The sequence below is a fragment of the Micromonospora sp. NPDC048947 genome, assembly GCF_040649495.1.
In the GTDB taxonomy this organism is placed as follows: Bacteria; Actinomycetota; Actinomycetes; order Mycobacteriales; family Micromonosporaceae; genus Micromonospora; species Micromonospora alfalfae.
Genome location: NZ_JBEZFO010000035.1, coordinates 1 through 20,185 on the forward strand (window position 1 = coordinate 1; position 20,185 = coordinate 20,185).

General features: G+C 70.0%; 18 protein-coding genes. 6 read left to right on the top strand and 12 right to left on the bottom strand.

The features are described from left to right. Positions 1-157: 157 nt before the first annotated feature. The 9 genes from AB0B98_RS31695 to AB0B98_RS31735 form a co-directional block, all read right to left on the bottom strand. Positions 158-766: a TIGR03086 family metal-binding protein gene (locus AB0B98_RS31695; RefSeq protein WP_357367407.1), complete on the bottom strand. Its 609-nt coding sequence runs from the start codon at positions 764-766 to the stop codon at positions 158-160. 189 nt (positions 767-955) lie between these two features. Continuing rightward, a complete protein-coding gene (locus tag AB0B98_RS31700) occupies positions 956-1,450 on the bottom strand; it encodes a metal-sulfur cluster assembly factor (protein ID WP_357367409.1) in 495 nt (164 codons plus the stop codon). 76 nt (positions 1,451-1,526) lie between these two features. Further along, complete coding sequence (gene sufU / locus AB0B98_RS31705) at positions 1,527-2,000, bottom strand: Fe-S cluster assembly sulfur transfer protein SufU (protein WP_328652952.1); 474 nt, start codon at positions 1,998-2,000, stop codon at positions 1,527-1,529. Continuing rightward, positions 2,000-3,304 carry a cysteine desulfurase gene (locus tag AB0B98_RS31710; protein WP_357367411.1) on the bottom strand — a complete coding sequence of 435 codons (1,305 nt, stop codon included), beginning with the start codon at positions 3,302-3,304 and terminating at the stop codon, positions 2,000-2,002. The genes sufU and AB0B98_RS31710 overlap by 1 nt, the downstream gene beginning before the upstream one ends. Positions 3,305-3,324: 20 nt before the next feature. Then, positions 3,325-4,098 carry a Fe-S cluster assembly ATPase SufC gene (sufC, locus tag AB0B98_RS31715; protein ID WP_112677399.1) on the bottom strand — a complete coding sequence of 258 codons (774 nt, stop codon included), beginning with the start codon at positions 4,096-4,098 and terminating at the stop codon, positions 3,325-3,327. Beyond that, positions 4,098-4,424, bottom strand: a complete 327-nt coding sequence (locus AB0B98_RS31720; RefSeq protein WP_091403693.1) for a non-heme iron oxygenase ferredoxin subunit — start codon at positions 4,422-4,424, stop codon at positions 4,098-4,100. The genes sufC and AB0B98_RS31720 overlap by 1 nt, the downstream gene beginning before the upstream one ends. After that, entirely contained in the window at positions 4,424-5,569 is a 1,146-nt protein-coding gene (gene sufD / locus AB0B98_RS31725; RefSeq protein ID WP_357367412.1) for a Fe-S cluster assembly protein SufD, read from the bottom strand. The genes AB0B98_RS31720 and sufD overlap by 1 nt, the downstream gene beginning before the upstream one ends. 88 nt (positions 5,570-5,657) lie before the next feature. Continuing rightward, the gene (gene sufB, locus AB0B98_RS31730; RefSeq protein WP_074312771.1) at positions 5,658-7,088 is read right to left on the bottom strand and encodes a Fe-S cluster assembly protein SufB; all 1,431 of its coding nucleotides are present in this window, start codon (positions 7,086-7,088) and stop codon (positions 5,658-5,660) included. Further along, positions 7,085-7,807 (bottom strand): HTH domain-containing protein, encoded by a 723-nt coding sequence (locus AB0B98_RS31735; protein ID WP_145794884.1) that lies wholly within the window; start codon positions 7,805-7,807, stop codon positions 7,085-7,087. The genes sufB and AB0B98_RS31735 overlap by 4 nt, the downstream gene beginning before the upstream one ends. A gap of 176 nt (positions 7,808-7,983) precedes the next feature. On the opposite strand from AB0B98_RS31735, the gene AB0B98_RS31740 reads away from it, so the two are divergent. After that, positions 7,984-8,949, top strand: a complete 966-nt coding sequence (locus tag AB0B98_RS31740) for a COX15/CtaA family protein (protein ID WP_357367414.1) — start codon at positions 7,984-7,986, stop codon at positions 8,947-8,949. Positions 8,950-9,476: 527 nt separating this feature from the next. Here AB0B98_RS31740 and AB0B98_RS31745 read toward each other — a convergent pair. From AB0B98_RS31745 to AB0B98_RS31755, 3 genes are all read right to left on the bottom strand, one after another. Further along, positions 9,477-10,397 carry a hypothetical protein gene (locus tag AB0B98_RS31745; protein WP_357367416.1) on the bottom strand — a complete coding sequence of 307 codons (921 nt, stop codon included), beginning with the start codon at positions 10,395-10,397 and terminating at the stop codon, positions 9,477-9,479. Between the two features lie 13 nt (positions 10,398-10,410). Next, entirely contained in the window at positions 10,411-10,746 is a 336-nt protein-coding gene (locus AB0B98_RS31750) for a hypothetical protein (protein ID WP_210784996.1), read from the bottom strand. A gap of 477 nt (positions 10,747-11,223) precedes the next feature. Next, complete coding sequence (locus tag AB0B98_RS31755; RefSeq protein WP_238668367.1) at positions 11,224-12,177, bottom strand: heme o synthase; 954 nt, start codon at positions 12,175-12,177, stop codon at positions 11,224-11,226. A 266-nt stretch (positions 12,178-12,443) separates the two neighbouring features. Between AB0B98_RS31755 and tkt the strand changes: the two genes are divergently transcribed. From tkt to AB0B98_RS31780, 5 genes are all read left to right on the top strand, one after another. Beyond that, complete coding sequence (tkt, locus tag AB0B98_RS31760; RefSeq protein WP_357367419.1) at positions 12,444-14,582, top strand: transketolase; 2,139 nt, start codon at positions 12,444-12,446, stop codon at positions 14,580-14,582. Between the two features lie 15 nt (positions 14,583-14,597). Next, positions 14,598-15,773 (top strand): transaldolase, encoded by a 1,176-nt coding sequence (gene tal / locus AB0B98_RS31765; RefSeq protein WP_357367421.1) that lies wholly within the window; start codon positions 14,598-14,600, stop codon positions 15,771-15,773. Between the two features lie 67 nt (positions 15,774-15,840). Continuing rightward, positions 15,841-17,490: a glucose-6-phosphate isomerase gene (locus AB0B98_RS31770; protein ID WP_357367423.1), complete on the top strand. Its 1,650-nt coding sequence runs from the start codon at positions 15,841-15,843 to the stop codon at positions 17,488-17,490. Positions 17,491-17,492: 2 nt separating this feature from the next. Continuing rightward, entirely contained in the window at positions 17,493-19,046 is a 1,554-nt protein-coding gene (gene zwf / locus AB0B98_RS31775) for a glucose-6-phosphate dehydrogenase (protein ID WP_355585722.1), read from the top strand. Beyond that, positions 19,043-20,059 (top strand): glucose-6-phosphate dehydrogenase assembly protein OpcA, encoded by a 1,017-nt coding sequence (locus tag AB0B98_RS31780; RefSeq protein WP_357367425.1) that lies wholly within the window; start codon positions 19,043-19,045, stop codon positions 20,057-20,059. Before zwf ends, AB0B98_RS31780 begins: the two co-directional genes overlap by 4 nt. The last annotated feature ends 126 nt before the right edge of the window (positions 20,060-20,185 follow it).

Here is a 20,185-nt window from a genome sequence, read left to right on the forward strand (position 1 = left end):
TCCTCCGCCCCCGCCCTCGTCTGTCACCCGCTCTTGATGTTGTCGTACCCCTTTCTGGTGGGCATGCGCCCGCCCCCGCCCCCACTACTTCAATGATCGAGCGCGATCTTGAGCGTGTTAACGCGATCTTGGGGCTTGTTGAGGGTCGGCCGTTCGGTCAGAGCCGCACTCCGGGCCACTGGGGGTCGCGGCCGAGGTAGGCGAGCAGGGCACTGACGTCGTCGGCCTCCGCACCAGCAGCGAGGGCTGGGGCGTACGCGCCGTAGTTTCGCAACGGCTCGACGATCTGCCGGGCGACCTCCAGCAGGGGGCGGGCCAGTTCGTCGTGGAGCGGGGACGGCTGCCCGGTGGCCGCCGCGATGTCCCAGGCATGCACTGCCGCATCCAGGGCGCACGCCACGGCGGCGACCTCGGCCGGCAGCTTGCCCTGCGGCAGCGGCGTGGGCACCTCCGGGTCGTCGTCGGCGACACGGTTCCAGGCCTGGGCGGATGCATCGAGGGCGGCGCGCAGCCCGATGAGTTTGTCGCCCTCGATCCGACCGGAGGGCGCGAACGGGTCCTCCTGCGGCCCGGCCCCGCCGACGATCGCCGCCGCGAAGGCGGTCTGGTCGCCGGTCGCGTGCTGGAGCACCTGGGTGACCGTCCACTGCTCGCACGGGGTGGGCAGGTCCCAGGCGTCGGACGGGATTCCCTCGACGGTCGTCCGGAGCGCCTTGTGCGCCTCGTCGAGCACGATCCGCCACTGACCAGCTGCCATCTCACTCATTGTTCCGACCCTCTCCGCCGACCCCGTCGAGCGAGCCTGTGCACTCACTCGCTGAACGGAATGTTCCGCTCCGTTCTGCAATCAGACTAGCAGACCGGAACGATCCGTTCCACTAGTGATTGCCGTCGACGTACAACAAAATCGAGCGCGGCACCCGGACGGGTACCGCGCTCGACGAAGTGGTTCGGGTCAGACGTTGAAGCCGAGGGAGCGGAGCTGGTCCCGACCCTCGTCAGTGATCTTGTCCGGGCCCCACGGCGGGAGCCACACCCAGTTGATCCGGATGTCGTTGACCAGGCCACCGCCGGGGCCGGTGGTCAGCGCCTGCCGGGTCTGGTCCTCGATGACGTCGGTCAGCGGGCAGGCCGCCGACGTGAGCGTCATGTCCAGGGTGGCGACGTTCTCGTCATCGACGTGGACGCCGTACACCAGGCCCAGGTCGACCACGTTGATGCCGAGCTCCGGGTCGACGACATCCTTCATCGCCTCCTCGATGTCGGCGATCATCGCCTTGCTGACGCCGGCACCGTCCGCCGAAGCGGCAGGGTCGCCGGCACCCGCCGAAGCGGCAACATCGCTGCCAGCCGCCGGGGCGGCAACATCGCCGGTCACCGCACCGGTCTGCGCCGCGACCGCGTCACCGACCTCCGGCGTCGCCGCAGTAGCCGTGTTCTCGCTGCTCATGCCGTCTCTCCGTTTCGCTCCGTGACGCCACGAGGCACCATCGCGTCGCACCACTGACTCGCTCGCTGACGCTCGCTCACGCCTTCACCTCCGGGCTCACGCCCACACCGGCGCGTGCCGCGGCGTCCTTGAACGCCATCCACGGCAGCAGCGCGCACTTCACCCGGGCGGGGTAACGGGCCACACCCGCGAAAGCAACCCCGTCACCGAGCACGTCCTCGTCCGGCGTGACCTGGCCACGTCCGGACATCAACTCCACGAACGCCTCGTGCACCTCGAATGCTTCCCCGGTGCCCCGACCACGCAGCAACTCGTGCAGCACACTCGCCGATGCCTGACTAATCGAGCAGCCCATCCCGTCGTACGAGATGTCGTGCAGCACCGTGCCGTCGGTGGCCACCCGGACGGTGACCTCGTCACCGCAGGTGGGGTTGACGTGGTGCGCCTCCGCGACCTGGTCACCCGGGTCGTCGGCGTCGCGCAGGCCACGCCCGTGCGGGCGCTTGTAGTGATCCAGGATGATCTCCTGGTAGAGCTGGTCGAGCTGCATCAGTCGAACACCTTCCGCACCTGCTCCAGACCGGCCACCAGAGCGTCGATCTCCTCGGTGGTGGTGTAGAGGTAGAACGAGGCCCTGGTCATGGCCGGGACGCCGAACCGGCTGCACACCGGCTTGGCACAGTGGTGACCCACCCGCACCTGCACGCCGAGCGAGTCGAGCACCTGACCCACGTCGTGCGGGTGCACGTCACCGAGCGCGAACGAGATGGTGCCGCCCCGGCCCACCGGCACTGTCGGGCCGAAGATCCGCAGGTCCGGCACCGAGCCGAGAGCGTCCAGCGCGTACGCCGTCAGCTCCTTCTCGTGCCACTGGATGGCCCGCATTCCGACGCCGGTCAGGTAGTCCACGGCCGCGCCGAGCGCGACCGCCTCGGCGATCGGCGGGGTGCCCGCCTCGAAGCGGGCCGGCGGCGCGGCGAACGTCGAGCGGGCCATGGTGACCGTCTCGATCATCGAGCCGCCACCCATCACCGGCGGCATCGCCGCCAGCAGCTCACCGCGACCCCAGAGCACGCCGATGCCGGTCGGGCCGCACATCTTGTGACCGGTGAACACGATGTAGTCCGCGTCCAGGTCGACCACGTCGATGGGCAGGTGCGGCACCGACTGCGAGCAGTCCAGCAGCAGCAGCGCGCCCACCTCACGGACCCGGGCGGTGATCCGCGAGGTGGCGTTGACAGTGCCGAGGATGTTGGACGTGTGCACCAGCGAGACGATCTTCGTCCGTTCGGTGACCAGATCCTCCAGGCCCGACTCGTCCAGCCGCCCCTGGTCGGTGACGGGGAACCAGCGCAGGGTCGCGCCGGTCCGCTCGCAGAGCAACTGCCACGGGACGATGTTCGAGTGATGCTCCATCTCGGAGATCACCACCTCGTCGCCAGGGCCGAGCCGGAACCGGCTGTCGGCGTCCGGACGGAGCGTGGCGTTCGAGAAGGCGTACGCCACGATGTTGATCGCCTCGGTGGAGTTCTTCGTGAACACCACCTCGTCGGTGCTCGGCGCGTTGATGAACGCGGCGATCTTCGCCCGCGCCCCCTCGTACGCCTCGGTGGCCTCGGTGCCCAGGGTGTGCACCGAGCGCGACACGTTGGCGTTGTGCCGCGCGTAGTGCTCGTCGAGCACGTCGAGCACCTGCCGGGGTTTGTGCGAGGTGTTGGCGCTGTCGAGGTAGACCAGCGGGTGCCCGTTGATTTCCCGACCCAGGATCGGGAAGTCGGCGCGCACCCGGGCCACGTCGAAACGCGGCACGTTGTCGTACTGCGGCATCCCCGAGGGGATCGCGATGCTGGTCATCTCGGCAGCGCCTCTCCCGCTCAGGCCTTGGCCGTGCCGGCCCCGGCGGCGTACCGCTCGTAGCCCTCGGCCTCGAGCTTGTCGGCCAGCTCCGGGCCGCCCTGCTCGACGATCCGGCCGGCCACGAAGACGTGCACGAAGTCCGGCTTGATGTAGCGCAGGATCCGCGTGTAGTGGGTGATCAGCAGCACGCCGGTGTCACCGTTGTCCCGAACCCGGTTGACGCCCTCGCTGACCACGCGCAGCGCGTCCACGTCGAGACCGGAGTCGGTCTCGTCGAGAATCGCGATCTTCGGCTTGAGCAGCTCCAGCTGGACGATCTCGTGCCGCTTCTTCTCACCGCCGGAGAAGCCCTCGTTGACGTTGCGCTGGGCGAACGCCGGGTCCATCTGGAGGCGCTCCATCGCACCGCGCAGCTCGCCGCCCCAGGTACGGAGCTTCGGCGCCTCGCCGTCGATGGCGGTCTTCGCGGTCCGCAGAAAGTTCGCCACCGAGACGCCGGGCACCTCGACGGGGTACTGCATGGCCAGGAAGAGGCCGGCGCGGGCGCGCTCGTCGACCGTCATGGCCAGCACGTCCTCGCCGTCGAGGGTCACCGTGCCGCCGGTGATCTCGTACTTGGGGTGACCGGCGATCGAGTACGCCAGCGTGGACTTGCCGGAACCGTTCGGGCCCATGATCGCGTGGGTCTCGCCCGACTTCACGGTCAGGTCGACACCGGCCAGGATCGGCTTGAGCTCACCCTCGGGCAGCTTGACCGACACCTTCAGGTCGCGGATCTCCAGGGTGCTCATTATCGGGTCACTCCATTACTCGGCGTCAGGCTGAGGTAGATGTCGCCGTCGCGGACTTCGACGGGGTAGACGGGGACGGGTTCGGTGGCGGGCAGGCCGGTCGGCTCTCCGGTGCGCAGGTCGAAGCGCGAGCCGTGCAGCCAACACTCAAGCGTGCAGCCGTCGACCTCACCCTCGGAGAGCGCGACCGAGGCGTGCGAGCACTCGTCGTACGCGGCGTAGAAGCCGCCGTCCTCGCCGTGCACCAGGGCGATCGGCGTGCCGTCGACGTCCGCGCTGATCGCGGTGCCCTTCGGCACGTCCTCGGTGGAGCAGATGCGGATCATCAAGCGCCCGCCTTGGTCAGCCGGGCCTCGATCGCGTCTCCGAGGCTCTCACGCAGCGACTCCACCGGGATCTTGTTGATCAGCTCGGCGAAGAAGCCACGGACCACCAGACGACGGGCCTCGCCCTCAGGGATCCCCCGGGCCATCAGGTAGAACAACTGCTCGTCATCGAAGCGGCCGGTCGCGCTGGCGTGGCCGGCGCCGGAGATCTCGCCGGTCTCGATCTCCAGATTGGGTACGGAGTCCGCCCGTGCGCCGTCGGTGAGCAGCAGGTTCCGGTTGATCTCGTACGTGTCGGTGCCGGTCGCCTCGGCCCGGATGAGCACGTCGCCCACCCAGACGGTGTGCGCGCTCTCGCCCTGCAGAGCGCCCCGGTAGCCGACGTAGCTGCGGCAGTCCGGGACGCTGTGATCGACCAGCTGCCGGTGCTCCAGGTGCTGGCCGGAGTCGGCGAAGTAGACGCCGTACAGCTCGGCCTCGCCACCGCGCCCGGTGTATTCCACGCTGGTGAACTGCCGGACCAGGTCGCCACCCAGGGAGACCTGGATGTGGATGACCTTGGCGTCGCGGCCCAGCTTGATCTTCAGATGCTGGGCCTGGACCGCGTCGTCGGCCCAGTCGGCGACAGTGACCAGCGTCAGCTTCGCGCCATCGGCCACTGCCACCTCGACGTTGTCGGCCAGAGTGGCCGACCCGACGTGCTCCAGCACCACTGTCGCCTCGGCGAACCGGCCCACCTCGACGAAGGTGTGACCGAACGCCGGCTGCTCGACGCCCTCGCCGACCACCCGCAGCCGCACCGCCTCGCCGAGCACCACGTCGGGGGCCACCCGCAGCAGCAGGGCGTCCGCGGAGGCACCGTAGGCCAGCGCGCTGACCCGGTCGACCGGGGTCAGCACGCTGCCGACCCGCTCGTCGTCACGGCCGATCCGGGTGATGGCGACGCCCTCGGGCAGGTCACCGTACTCGTGTCGGACCGCGCCGGTCGCGGCCGGCGCCTCTGTGGTCAGGCCGCGGAGGCGCTTGAGCGGGGTGAAGCGCCACTCCTCCTCCAGGCCGGTGAGGGCCGGGAAGTCGGCGACGTCGTACGAGCGCAGCGCCTGCGACTTGGTGCTGGGCGGCGGCGCGGAAGCCTGGGTAGTCATTTCGTCCTTGGTCTGTCTGTTCCGTGACGACGAGTTGGGGCCGGGTGTGACGGACCGAGGTTCCGGCCCGTCACGGGGAGCGGCGGCGTCAGCCGACCGCGCCCTCCATCTGAAGCTCGATCAAGCGGTTGAGCTCCAGGGCGTACTCCATCGGGAGCTCCTTGGCGATCGGCTCGATGAAGCCGCGCACGATCATGGCCATCGCCTCGTCCTCGCTCAGGCCCCGGCTCATCAGGTAGAAGAGCTGGTCGTCGCTGATCTTGGAGACGGTCGCCTCGTGACCCATCGACACGTCGTCCTCACGGATGTCGACGTACGGGTAGGTGTCCGAGCGGGAGATCGTGTCGACCAGCAGTGCGTCGCACTTGACGGTGCTCCGGCTGTGGTGCGAACCCTCCAGCACCTGCACCAGACCTCGGTACGAGGTGCGGCCGCCGCCACGGGCGATCGACTTCGACACGATGGTCGAGGAGGTGTGCGGCGCGGCGTGCACCATCTTGGCGCCCGCGTCCTGGTGCTGACCCTCGCCGGCCATCGCCACCGAGAGCACCTCGCCCTTGGCGTGCTCGCCGGTCATGTAGACAGCCGGGTACTTCATGGTCACCTTGGAGCCGATGTTGCCGTCGACCCACTCCATGGTCGCGCCCTCGTGGCAGACGGCGCGCTTGGTGACCAGGTTGTAGACGTTGTTCGACCAGTTCTGGATGGTCGTGTAGCGGCAGCGCGCGTTCTTCTTGACGATGATCTCCACGACCGCGCTGTGCAGCGAGTCGGAGGAGTAGAGCGGCGCGGTGCAGCCCTCGACGTAGTGCACGTACGCACCCTCGTCGACGATGATCAGCGTCCGCTCGAACTGGCCCATGTTCTCGGTGTTGATCCGGAAGTAGGCCTGCAGCGGGATCTCCACGTGCACGCCCTTCGGCACGTAGATGAACGAGCCACCGGACCACACCGAGGTGTTCAGGGCGGCGAACTTGTTGTCGCCGACCGGGATCACCGTGCCGAAGTACTCCTTGAAGACGTCCTCGTGCTCGCGCAGCGCCGTGTCGGTGTCCAGGAAGAGGACGCCCTGCTCCTCAAGGTCCTCGCGGATCTTGTGGTAGACGACCTCGGACTCGTACTGTGCCGCGACACCGGCGACCAGCCGCTGCTTCTCCGCCTCCGGGATGCCCAGCCGGTCGTAGGTGTTCTTGATGTCCTCGGGCAGGTCCTCCCAGCTGGTGGCCTGCTTCTCGGTCGACCGCACGAAGTACTTGATGTTGTCGAAGTCGATCCCGGTGAGGTCCGCGCCCCAGGCCGGCATCGGCTTACGGCCGAACAGCCGCAGGCCCTTCAGCCGCAGGTCGAGCATCCACGCCGGCTCGTTCTTCTTGGCCGAGATGTCCCGCACCACCGCCTCGTTGATGCCGCGCTGGGCGACCGCCCCGGCGGCGTCCGGGTCGGACCAGCCGTACTCGTACCGGCCCAGGGCGGCAAGCTGCTCTTCCTGGGTCAGGGGCTGGACGATCTGCTCGGTCATCTATCTGTCCTCACAGTGGTTACGGGATTACCGGATTGAGCGCGGCCCGGCTGGGTCGGGATGTGCGTGGTGCACACCCCGTCGCCGTGCGCGATTGTGGCCAGACGCTGCACGTGGGTGCCGACCAGACGGGAGATGACCGCGGTCTCGGCCTCGCACAGCTGAGGAAACTCGGCGGCAACGTGCGCCACCGGGCAGTGGTGCTGACAGAGCTGGCCGCCGGAAGCGATCGTGGTCGCATTGGCAGCGTAACCCTCGCCCGTGAGCGCAGCGGCGAGTGCCTCGGCTCGGGCGAGAGGGTCGTCGCCGGCGTCCTCCATGGCCGTCCGACAACGGGACTCGAGAGCGGACACCTGCTCGGTGGCGAAGGCCTCGACCGCGTCCGAACCACCGCTGCGGGCGATCCAGCGCAGCGCGGCGGTGGCCATGTTGTCGTAGTGGTGTGTGCCACAACGGACCCGGGCGGCCTCGGTCAGTAGGAACACCTTGGCCGGGCGTCCCCGACCGCGACTGCCCTGCACTGGCTGCTCGCGGGCGTACACGTCACCATCCGCAAGCATCGCGTCGAGGTGTCGGCGGATTGCCGCCGGGCTGAGCCCGAGCGCCGCGCCAAGCTGCGCGGCGGTGGTGGCACCCTGCTCAAGCAGCAACTGGGTGACCCGATCCCGGGTGGAGACCTCGGCCGCCGCCGGCCCGGCAAGGCCGGCCGACGTGGTCACGGCAGGCGCGGAGCCGGACGCACCGAGGGCCGGCACGGCCGTCGGTTGGTGCCCGGAGAGCGCCGCCGCGTTTTTCACAACGCCAACGTTACGTAATTACCCGGAGGGTCGCAAACCCGGGCCCCGGTGATCCCAACCACCGAGCCGACGGAGTCGGACGAACCTTGAGCACTACGGTGCGTAGGATTTGCGCCGTGAACCGAATCGTCCGTCCGGTCTCCGGCATCCTGCTGCGCCGCCTCGCGCTCGCCTCGATCATCGCGAACGTGGGCATCGTCGTCACCGGCGGGGCCGTCCGGTTGACCGCCTCGGGCCTCGGCTGCCCCACCTGGCCCCGGTGCACCGACGATTCCTACGTCACCACGCCCGAGATGGGCGTGTACGGGGTGATCGAGTTCGGCAACCGCATGCTGACCTTCGCGGTGGGTCTGATCGCGCTGGCCACCGTGTTGGCCGTGCTGGCCCACCGGCCGCGCCGACGCGGGCTCCTCGCACTGGCCGTGGCGGTCTTCCTGGGCATCCCCGCCCAGGCCGTGATCGGCGGCATCACAGTGCTGACCAACCTCAACCCGTGGGTGGTCGGGCTGCACTTCCTCGCCTCGATGGCGGTGATCGCCGCCGCGTACGCCCTCTGGCGGCGCATCGGCGACTCCGACGGCCCGACCGCGGCCGTGGTGCCCGCACCGCTGCGCGCGCTGGCTCGGATCACCACCGGCGTCACCGTCGCCGTGCTGGTCATCGGCACCTGGGTCACCGGCAGCGGCCCACACGCCGGCGACCACGGCGCCGCCCGCAACGGGCTCGACCCGGAGACGATCTCGCAGGTGCACGCGGACGGCGTCTTCCTGCTGATCGGGCTGTCGGTGGCGCTGATCTTCGCGTTCCGCGCCGTCGGTGCGCAACGAGCCACCCGCGCCGCGGTCATCCTGGTCGCCGTGGAGTTGAGTCAGGGCCTGATCGGCTTCGTGCAGTACTTCACCCACGTGCCGGCGCTCCTCGTCGGCGCGCACATGCTCGGCTCCTGCCTGGTACTGCTGGCCGCCCTGTCGGTGCAGTGGTCCACCCGGGACCGCCGTCCGGTCGAGCCGGCCCGCCAGGCCACCCCGACCGACGCCGCCGCCCCGGTGCCAGTCAGCGCCTGACCGCCTGACCGCCCGCGCCCCGCGCCGCCCGCGCCCCGCGATCAGCGGCCACCTGGCCTGCAAAGCCCGAGCGCCCACCCCGAAACAGCCGCCGGCACCGCCCGTCGTTGGGCCCCGCGCCGTCGGGCGCACCCCGCACCGTCGGGTCCCACGCCCCGCACCGTCGGGCGGACCCCGCACCGTCGGGCGCCGTCGGGTCCCCGGGCCCGGGCCCGGCCCCGCGCCCCGCGCCCCGCGCCCCGCGCCAAGATCTACGCAACTTCCCGGATGTCGCTGCCTCCGACACGCTGGAGACAGCAATATCCCTGATATTGCGCGGATCTTGAGGACGAACCCCGCCGCTGGGGAGACCGCAAGCCGCGTTTAGCGGCCAACGGCCACCAAGATCGCACTCGAACCAGGAAGTAGTGGCCACGGAGCGCCGCGAAGCCACTAGAACCAAGATATTGCGCGATCTTGCCGGCGGCGACACGAGCGGCACGAGCGGCACGAGCGGCCGTTCGGGGATTGCTTGTTGTGTGAGGTCGTTAGGCGTTGCGGGCCAGGTGGGTGCTGATCGCGTTGGCGAGGCGGTCGGGGGCGCCGTCGGCGTACCCGATGAAGAGCGACGGCTCGGTCAGCTCCAGCTCGACCAGGACCGGCTCGCCGTCCGGGCCGGGGATCAGGTCGACCCGGGCGTAGAGCAGCTGTCGGGTGCCGCCGGGCACCGTCGCGAGGGTCTGCTCGGCCACCGCCAACTGCTCGGGGCGAGCCGTGCGGGCGGTGATCTCTTCGGCCTTGTACAGCCCATCCGGCCCGAGGTCCGGCCCGGACAGCATCGGCCCCTTGCGGATCGCGTGGCTGAACGCGAGCCCTTCGGGGCCGGCCAGGAAGAGCAGGGCCGTCTCGCCCTCGGTGTCGACGGCCCGCAGGTACGGCTGGACCATGGTGACCCGGCCGGCCTCGGATAGTCGGCGAACGTGTGCGGCGGCCAGGTCCCGGTGTTGCGGGTCGGCCAGGTCGTACCGGCCGGTGTCCTGGCTGCCGGCGCTGACCGCGGGCTTGAGCACGTATTCGCCGGTCTCGGCGGGCAGCTGCCAGCTCTCCCCCGGCTCGATCCACGACGTCGGCACGGTTGGCACCCCGGCGGCGCTCAGCTCGGCGAGGTAACGCTTGTCGGTGTTCCAGCGGACCACGTCTGCCGGGTTTACCAGCGTCGGCACGGTGGCCGCCCAGGACACGAACTCGTCGCGGCGTAGCGCGTAGTCCCAGGGTGAGCGGAGCACGACCAGGTCGTAGGACGACCAGTCGACGTCGGGGTCGTCCCAGACGGCGGTCTGGACGGCGACGCCACGGGCGGCGAGCGGGGCCAGGACCAGCCGGTCGTCCGGGTCGAGGTCGGCCAGGTCCGAGCAGGTAACGAGAGCGACCCGGGGTTCCCCCCGGGTCGACTGGTGATATGTGGTCAATTCAGCTGTCTCTTCAGCGGGCCATCGTGCGCCGGGCCATCGACCGCCAGAGGTCGTTGCTCGGACGCATCTGGTCCATCAGTTCACGCTCCCAGGCGTTCTCGACGGTGACTCCCGCCTTGGCGCACGCCTCCCGGGCGGTGACGGTGTCGTCGGCGAACTGGTCGCCCCACTCGCCGTCGGAACCCACCAGGACGATCCGCGCGCCACGCTTGCCGACGTACTCGATGACCGCCTTCGCGCCGCCGTGTCCGGCCGCGAACGCCTTGAGGCCCGCGACCAGGCCTTGGGGCGCCTGCTCGTCGGCGGTCTGCTCGGCCGTCAGCGTCGTATCGGAACCATCTGCCATGACGCGAAGCCTAAGCAGAGTTCCACCCCGTCGCGCGAGAACCATGAACCTTTTGTGATGCCAATTACCTACAGGTTTAAGGATGAGCACAGGTTTGCTGTCCGATTATTTACCGACTTTTGCGCTCAAAGCACGTCGAGAAATCGGGCCCGAACCGCCCCAGGTTGAGCCGATCCGACTCATGCTGAAAGTTACTCTGATGTGACGTTAAACCTGGACAACTCATCCACGTCCATGATTAGTCAGTAGATCATCGGCGGCATTCGCCGCCGAGCCACGACGCGACAGCCGTCGCACCGAGCCAAGACACGACAGCCGTCGGCCGAGCCACGGCGCGACAACTGTCAGACGGTGCGAGGGTCCAAGAGCCGAGCCGAGCCGAGCAGCAGCGCGCACGGACGCCGACAGGCGGCGAAGCCGACAGGCGAAGGCCATTGCCGTGGTCGCGAAGGGCAGAGCCGGGCCGTACGGGACGGGTCAGATCAGCGCGTCAAGCGCGACAGCCACGAAGACGATCGTCAGGTACGTCGTCGACCAGTGGAACAGTCGCATCGGCTTGACCGCCTCGCCGCGCGTCGCGCGCCGGCAGAGCCGGTGTGCCTCGACCACGAAGATGGCACCCACCACCAGGGTCGGGACACCGTAGATCGCGCTGAGCCCCAGCGGCCAGACGGCCAGGGAGGTGAGCACCGTGAGCCACGCGAAGATCAGGATTTCGGCGTTCACCCGGCGGATCGAGGCCACCACCGGCAGCATCGGGATGCCGGCCCGGGCGTAGTCGTCCTTGTACTTCATGGCGAGCGGGTAGAAGTGCGGCATCTGCCAGAAGAAGACGACCGCGAAGAGCCCCCAGGCGGCTGGCGCCAGCGAGCCGGTCACGGCAGCCCACCCGATCAGCACCGGTGCCGCCCCGCACGCGCCGCCCCAGAAGGTGTTCGTCGGGGTGGAACGCTTGAGCCACAGGGTGTAGACGAGGTCGTAGTAGGCGATCGCGGCGAGGGTCAGCCCGGCGGCCAGCAGGTTGGTGAACGCGGCCATCAGGGCCACCGACACCGCCGCCAGCACCAGACCGAAGATCAGCGCGCTTCGCGGTGACACGGTGTGCGCCGGCAGCGGACGACGCTTGGTACGCCGCATCAGCTGGTCGATGTCGCGGTCGATGTAGCAGTTGAGGACACTGGCCGCGCCAGCGGCGAGCGAGCCGCCGATCAGCACTATGGCCATCAGCCACAGCGACGGCAGCCCGCCCTCGGCGAGCATCATCGCCGGGATGGTGGTGACCAGCAGCAACTCGACGATCCGCGGCTTGGTGAGCGTCACGTACGCCGAGAGGACCGCGCGTACGTCCCGCCGGGCCACCGGGCCCTCGGCCGCCCGCGCCGGGTGGGGCCCGGCCGGGTTGCTCGCGGGGCGCTCGGTGATCATGCTCACGGATTGCCACCTTCCGGCATCGGGCACGGGGAGATCGGATCGGTCGGGACCACTCGGGTCCGCATACCGCCCCACACACTACGCGTCGTCGTTTTGGCTGCCCGGCCGACCCGACAACGGTGCGGGCCGTCACACCACCGGGTTGAACCGAGCATCCGGATGGTCACGTAGCGCACACCATGCGCAGATCCCCGGGCGCACGTTTAGGGACGCTCGATAAGGTCATCGGTGAGGGTTCCGCCCATCTGCCGAGGAGCACAACCATCGTGGCTGTTAAACGACCCGAGCACCCCGCACTCAACTGGTCCGACCTCGATCGCCGGGCCGTAGACACCGTCCGCGTGCTGGCCATGGACGCCGTAGAGAAATCCGGCAACGGTCACCCAGGCACCGCGATGAGCCTCGCGCCCGCGGCGTACCTCCTCTTCAACCGCGTCATGCGGCACAACCCGGCCGACCCGAACTGGCCGGGCCGCGACCGCTTCGTGCTCTCCGCCGGGCACTCCAGCCTGACGCTCTACATCCAGCTGTTCCTCTCCGGTTACCCGCTGAGCCTGGACGACCTCAAGTCGCTGCGGCAGTGGGGCTCGCAGACGCCGGGGCACCCCGAGCACGGGCACACGCCGGGCGTGGAGACCACCACCGGCCCGCTCGGGCAGGGTCTGGGCAACGCGGTCGGCATGGCCATGGCGGCCCGCCGCGAGCGCGGCCTGTTCGACCCCGAGGCCGAGCTGGGCGCGTCCGTCTTCGACCACGACATCTGGTGCATCGTCTCCGACGGTGACATCGAGGAGGGCATCAGCCACGAGGCCAGCGCCCTCGCCGGGCACCAGCAACTCGGCAACCTCACGGTGATCTACGACGACAACGAGATCTCCATCGAGGACGACACCCGGATCGCCAAGAGCGAGGACGTGGCCGCCCGCTACGAGGCGTACGGCTGGCACGTGCAGACCGTCGACTGGCGCAGCGGCGACGCCGACCAGGGTGACTACCACGAGGACGCCGAGGCGTTGTACGCGGCGCTGGTGGCCGCCCGGGCGGAGACCGGCCGCCCCTCCTTCATCGCGCTGCGCACCATCATCGGCTGGCCCGCGCCCAACAAGCAGAACACCGGCAAGATCCACGGTTCGGCGCTCGGCGCCGACGAGGTGAAGGCCACCAAGAGGATCCTCGACTTCGACCCGGAGCAGACCTTCCAGGTCGACGAGGAGGTGCTCAGCCACGCCCGCACGGTGATGGGCCGCGGCTCCGACGCCCAGCAGGAGTGGACCACCGCGTTCGACGCCTGGAAGAAGGCCAACCCGGAGCGCACCGCGCTCTACGAGCGGTTGGCTGGTCACGTACTGCCGGACGGCTGGACCGACGCGTTGCCGGTCTTCCCCGCGGACGCCAAGGGGGTGGCCACCCGGGCCGCCTCCGGCAAGGTGCTGGAGGCGCTCGCGCCGGTGCTCCCGGAGCTGTGGGGCGGCTCGGCCGACCTGGCCGAGAGCAACAACACCACGATGAAGGGCGAGCCGTCGTTCATCCCGGCCGCGCACGCCACCAAGGACTTCCCCGGTCACGAGTACGGCCGCACGCTGCACTTCGGCATCCGTGAGCACGCCATGGGCGCGATCCTCAACGGCATCGCCCTGCACGGTGGCACCCGCCCGTACGGTGGCACGTTCCTGGTCTTCAGCGACTACATGCGTCCGTCGGTGCGGCTGGCCGCGCTGATGAAGCTGCCGGTGACGTACGTCTGGACGCACGACTCGATCGGCCTCGGCGAGGACGGCCCGACCCACCAGCCGGTGGAGCACCTGACCGCGCTGCGCGCCATCCCGGGCCTGGACGTGGTCCGTCCGGCGGACGCCAATGAGACCGCCTGGGCCTGGCGGCAGGCGCTGGAGCACACCGACCGGCCCACCGCGCTGGCGCTGAGCCGTCAGCCGCTGCCGACCATGGACCGCGACGTCCTGGGCGGCGCGGAGGGCGTGGCCAAGGGCGGCTACGTGCTGGCCGAGGCGTCCAACGGCAAGCCTCAGGTGATCATCGTCGGCACCGGTTCCGAGGTGCAGCTCTGCCTGACCGCCCGGGATCGGCTGGAGGCCGACGGCACCCCGACCCGGGTCGTCTCGATGCCCTGCCAGGAGTGGTTCTACGAGCAGGACGAGGCGTACCGGGAGTCGGTGCTCCCGCGCGGGGTAAAGGCAAGGGTGAGCGTGGAGGCGGGCATCGCGATGTCCTGGCGCGGCATCGTCGGTGACCTGGGCGAGAGCGTGAGCCTGGAGCACTACGGAGCGAGCGCCCCGCACACCGTGCTCTTCGAGCAGTTCGGGTTCACCCCCGACCGGATCGTGGCGGCAGCACACGCCTCGCTGGCCCGGGTGGGCGACATCACCGGTTTCACGACCGGCAACTGAGGGAGCGTGGACGGCATGACGGACAAGCTGAATGAGCTCACCGCCGCGGGCGTGGCGGTCTGGCTCGACGATCTTTCCCGGGTGCGTTTGAGCTCCGGCGGGCTGGACCAGCTCCGCCGCGAGAAGCACGTGGCGGGCGTCACCACCAATCCGACGATCTTCGCAAAGGCGCTCAGCGACGCCGACGAGTACAACTGGCAGCTGCACGACCTCGCCACCCGTGGCGTCGAGGTCGAGGAGTCGGTGCGCATGCTCACCACGTACGACGTGCGGTGGGCCTGCGACGTGATGCGCCCCTCGTACGACGGCAGCGACGGTGTCGACGGCCGGGTCTCGATCGAGGTGGACCCGCGCAGCGCGCACGACGCGGACAAGACCGTCGCCGAGGCCAAGGCGCTGTGGTGGTTGGTCGACCGGCCCAACCTCTTCATCAAGATCCCCGCCACCGAGGAGGGCCTGTCGGCGATCACCGACACCCTCGCCGAGGGGATCAGCGTCAACGTGACGCTGATCTTCGGTCTGGACCGCTACTCGGCGGTCATGGAGGCGTTCCTCGCCGGCCTGGAGCGGGCCAAGGCGAACGGCCACGACCTGTCCACGATCGGCTCGGTGGCGTCGTTCTTCGTCTCCCGGGTCGACTCCGAGGTCGACAAGCGGCTGGAGAAGGTCGGCTCCGACCAGGCGAAGGCCCTCAAGGGCAAGGCCGCCGTCGCCAACGCGCAGCTGGCGTACGAGCGCTACAGCGAGGTGTTCTCCTCCGACCGCTGGAAGGCGCTCGCCGCCGCCGGCGCACACCCGCAGCGGCCGCTGTGGGCGTCCACCTCGACGAAGAACCCGGACTACCGGGACGTCATCTACGTCGAGGAGCTGATCGCCCCCGGCACCGTCAACACCATGCCGGAGTCGGTCATCCACGCGTACGCCGATCATGGCGAGACCCGCGGCGACACCGTCACCGGCGCCTACGACGCGGCCCGGAAGGTCTTCGCCGACCTGGAGTCGGTCGGGGTGGACATGGCCGACGTGATCGCCACCCTGGAGCGCGAGGGTGTGGAGAAGTTCGAGGCGAGCTGGCAGGAGCTGCTCGACGGGGTCCGCAAGTCCCTGGAGGCGGCTGCCAAGGGCAAGGGCGCGCCGAACAAGGCAGCCAAGGGCAACGCCAAGTCCGCCGAGAAGGCCGGTGGCGCATGAGCGAGCGAATCATCAAGCCCAGCGCGAAGGCGCCTCATGACGGCACGCAGCGAAGCGGAGTGACGGCATGAGCGACCTGCTTAGTGGGCCGGTGGAGGCAGCCGCCGGGCTTTCCGTCTACGGCGCGGACGCGGTCGACAAGGCCGCGCCCGCCTCGACCCGGGACGCGCTGGTCAAGGCCGGCGTCCCGGGCAAGCTGGCGGGCAAGGACGCGAGCCTGTGGGGTCCGGACGCCGAGGCCGAGGCGAAGGTCCGGCTGGGCTGGGTGGACACCCACCGGCGCAGCCGCGAGCTGCTCGTCCAGTTGGCCGAGCTGACCGCGGAACTGGCCGACCTGGATCACGTGGTGCTCGCCGGCATGGGCGGCTCGTCGCTCGCGCCCGAGGTGATCACCCGGACGCTGGGCCGCCCGTTGACAGTGCTGGACACCACCGACCCGGGCCAGGTCCGGGCGGCGCTCGGTGACCGGCTGGAGCGCACGGTCGTGGTGGTGGCCAGCAAGTCCGGGTCGACTGTGGAGACCGACAGCCACCGACGCGCGTACTGGCAGGCGTTCCTGGACGCCGGGATGACCGAGGCGGAGGCCGGCCGGCACTTCGTCATCGTCACCGACCCGGGTTCGCCGCTGGAGGCCACCGCGGCCGAGATGGGCGCGTTCACGGTGCTCGCCGACCCGAACGTCGGCGGCCGGTACTCGGCGCTCACCGCGTTCGGTCTGGTGCCATCGGCGTTGGCCGGGGTCGAGGTCGCAGAACTGCTCGACCAGGCCGACGCGCTGGCCACGTCGCTCGGCGCGGACCAGAACAACCCGGCGCTGGCGCTGGGCGCCGCCCTGGGCGCCGCGGCCACCCTCGCCCGGGACAAGGTCGCCCTGGTCTCCGACGGCACCGGCATCGACGGGCTCGGCGACTGGGCCGAGCAGCTGATCGCCGAATCGACAGGCAAGGCCGGGGTGGGCATCCTCCCGGTGGTCGTGGAGTCTCCGCAGAGCCCCGGCGCCACCGGTGCGGACGTGCTGACCGTCAGCTACGGCGGCGCGCTGGCCCCCGGTGACATGCCGGGCGGCGGGGCGAACCCGGACGTGGCCGTCAACGGTCCGCTGGGCGCGCAGTTCCTGGCCTGGGAGTACGCCACAGCGGTTGCCGGTGTCGTGCTCGGCATCGACCCGTTCAACCAGCCGAACGTCACCGAGTCCAAGGAGAACACCAACAAGATCCTGGCCTCGGGCCTGCCGGCGGAGACGCCGTCGTTCACCGAGGGCGCGATCGAGGTGTACGCCCCGCAGGGCGCCCCCGGAGACCTGGCGGGTGTGCTGCGCTGGCTGCTCGACGGGCTGGGCGACGACGGTTACCTCGCGGTGATGGCGTACCTGGACCGGTTCGCCGACGTCGACGCGGCCCGGCTGCGGTCGCTGCTGGCGCAGGCGGGCGGCCGACCGGTGACCTTCGGCTGGGGTCCGCGATTCCTGCACTCGACGGGCCAGTACCACAAGGGCGGCCCGCAGGTGGGCAGCTACCTCCAGGTGACCGGCGCGGTCGCCGAGGACCTGACGGTGCCGGGCAAGCCGTACACCTTCGGTGAGTTGCAGGCGGCGCAGGCCGCCGGTGACCGGCAGGCTCTCGCTGGTCGGGAGCGGCCGGTGCTGCGACTGCACCTGACCGACCGTGCCACCGGTGTCGCCCAACTACTGGACGCGGCCGGTGATCTGCGGGCGTGAGGATGGACGACGTGACTGAAGCGGAGCGAGGAGGCGGTTCGGTGAACCCGCTGCGCGACCCGCAGGACCGCCGGTTGCCCCGGATCCCGGAGCCCTGCGCTCTGGTGATCTTCGGGGTGACCGGCGACCTGGCCCGCAAGAAGCTGCTCCCCGCGGTCTACGACCTGGCCAACCGGGGGCTGTTGCCACCGGGCTTCGTGGTGCTCGGTTTCGCGCGCCGCGACTGGGGTGACGGCGACTTCGAGACGTTGGCCTGCGAGGCTGCCCGCAAGCACGCCCGTACCCCGTGGCGGGACGAGGTGTGGGCGCGGCTGGCCGGCAACATCAAGTTCGTCGGCGGGTCGTTCGACGACGACGCCGCCTTCGACACCCTCGCCTCGACGCTTGACGATCTGCGTCAGACCCACGGCATCACCGGCAACGCGGCGTTCTACTTCTCCATCCCGCCGGCGGCGTTCCCCGTCGTGCTCAAGCAGTTGGCTCGAACCGGCATGGCCGACAACGACAAGTCCGGCGGTTGGCGCCGGGTCGTGGTGGAGAAGCCGTTCGGCAACGACCTGCCCTCGGCGAAGGCGCTCAACGACCTCGTCGACGACGTGTTCACCAGGCAGGACGTCTTCCGGATCGACCACTACCTGGGCAAGGAGACCGTTCAGAACATCCTCGCCCTGCGGTTCGCCAACAACCTGTTCGAGCCGCTGTGGAACTCCAAGTACGTCGACTCGGTGCAGATCACCATGGCGGAGGACGTCGGCATCGGCACCCGCGCCGGCTTCTACGACACCGTCGGCACCGCCCGCGACGTGCTCCAGAACCACCTTCTCCAACTCCTCGCCCTGGTGGCGATGGAGGAGCCGACAAGCTTCGACGCCGACGAGATCCGGGCCGAGAAGCTGAAGGTGCTCAAGGCCATCACCCTGCCCAAGGACGTCGCACGGGACACCGTGCGCGGTCAGTACCTGCCGGGCTGGGTCGGCGGCGAGCGCGCTGTCGGTTACCTGGATGAGCGGGACGTCCCCGCCGACTCCACCACTGAGACGTACGTGGCGGTGCGGTTGGGCATCCAGAACCGCCGCTGGGCGGAGGTGCCGTTCTACATCCGGGCCGGCAAGCGGCTGCCCCGACGGGTCACCGAGGTCGCCATCATGTTCAAGAAGGCGCCGCACCTGCCGTTCAACGACGCCGACATGGAGTCGCTGGGCAACAACCAGTTGGTGATCAGGGTGCAGCCGGACGAGGGCGTGGTGCTCAAGTTCGGCTCGAAGGTGCCGGGCACGACGATGGAGGTCCGCGACATCGCGATGGACTTCCAGTACGGCGAGGCGTTCACCGAGTCCAGCCCCGAGGCGTACGAGCGTCTGGTGCTGGACGTGCTGATCGGCGACCGCACCCTGTTCCCGGACGCGGCCGAGGTCGAGCAGAGCTGGCAGGTGATCGACCCCCTGGAGCACGCCTGGGAGGGCACCACACCGGAGCCGTACCGGGCCGGCGAGTGGGGCCCCAGGGCCTCCGACGAGATGCTGGCCCGCGAGGGCCGCGCCTGGAGGAGAGCATGATCGGGCTGTGGGACACCACCGGCAACGAGGTGGTCAAGGCGCTCGCCGCCGAGCGGCGCAGCGCCGGCGGGGTGGCCAGCGGCATGGCGCTCACCCTCATCGTGGTCGTGGACGAGAAGCGGGTCCGGGAGGCGGAGGCTGCGGCGACTATCGCGGCCGCCGCGCACCCGTGTCGCCTCGTGGTGGTGGTCCGCTCGGAGATCGAGCGGGACCGCAACCGACTGGACGCGGAGATCGTGGTCGGCGGCCGGCTCGGCCCCTGCGAGGCCGTGGTCACCCGGATGTACGGCCGGTTGTCCCTGCACGCCGAGTCGGTGGTGATGCCGCTGCTCGTTCCCGACGTGCCGGTGGTGACCTGGTGGCACGGCGAGCCACCGGCGGAGATCGCCACCGACTTCCTCGGGGTGGTGGCCGACCGGAGGATCACCGACTCCGCGCAGGCCACCGACCCGGTGGAGGCGCTGCGGCAGCGTGCCCGGGACTACGCCCCGGGCGACACCGACCTGGCGTGGACCCGGATCACCCCGTGGCGCACCTTGGTCGCCGGGGCGTTCGACACCACCAACGCCCAGGTCACCGAGGCGACCATCGTCGCGCCTCCCACCGACCCGACGGCGGCGTTGATGGCCGGTTGGCTGTCCAGCCGGCTCGGCATCACCCCACGCCGGGTGGACAGCAACGAGTTCCCTCGGATGCGGGAGGTGCAGCTCAGCTGCGCCAACGGCGACCAGTTGACGTTGACCCGCGAGGACAGCATGGCCGTGTTCCGGCGGACGGGCCAGGACGACAGGGCCCTGCCGCTGGTGCGCCGCCCGCTCGGCGACGAGCTGGCCGAGGAGCTGCGCCGGCTGGACGCCGACCAGGTGTACGCGGAGGCGCTGGGCGCGACGGTCGGGCTGCGAGGGCTGGAGCAGCGCCCCCCGCAGCGGGTCCACGTCTGGAAGGATCCGGCCACCGCGCAGCGCGCCGAGGCCGGGGTCACCGCGCACACCGGCACGAGCGGCGAGGGCTGAGCCCAGCCGGGGCACAACGTCGGGCAGGGCCGGTACGCACCGGCCCTGCCCCGCAATGTCAGGGGTTCCTGCCCCTACCACCTCGGGCACACCGGCCCGGGGACGACAGCGACCGCCTCGCGGTCG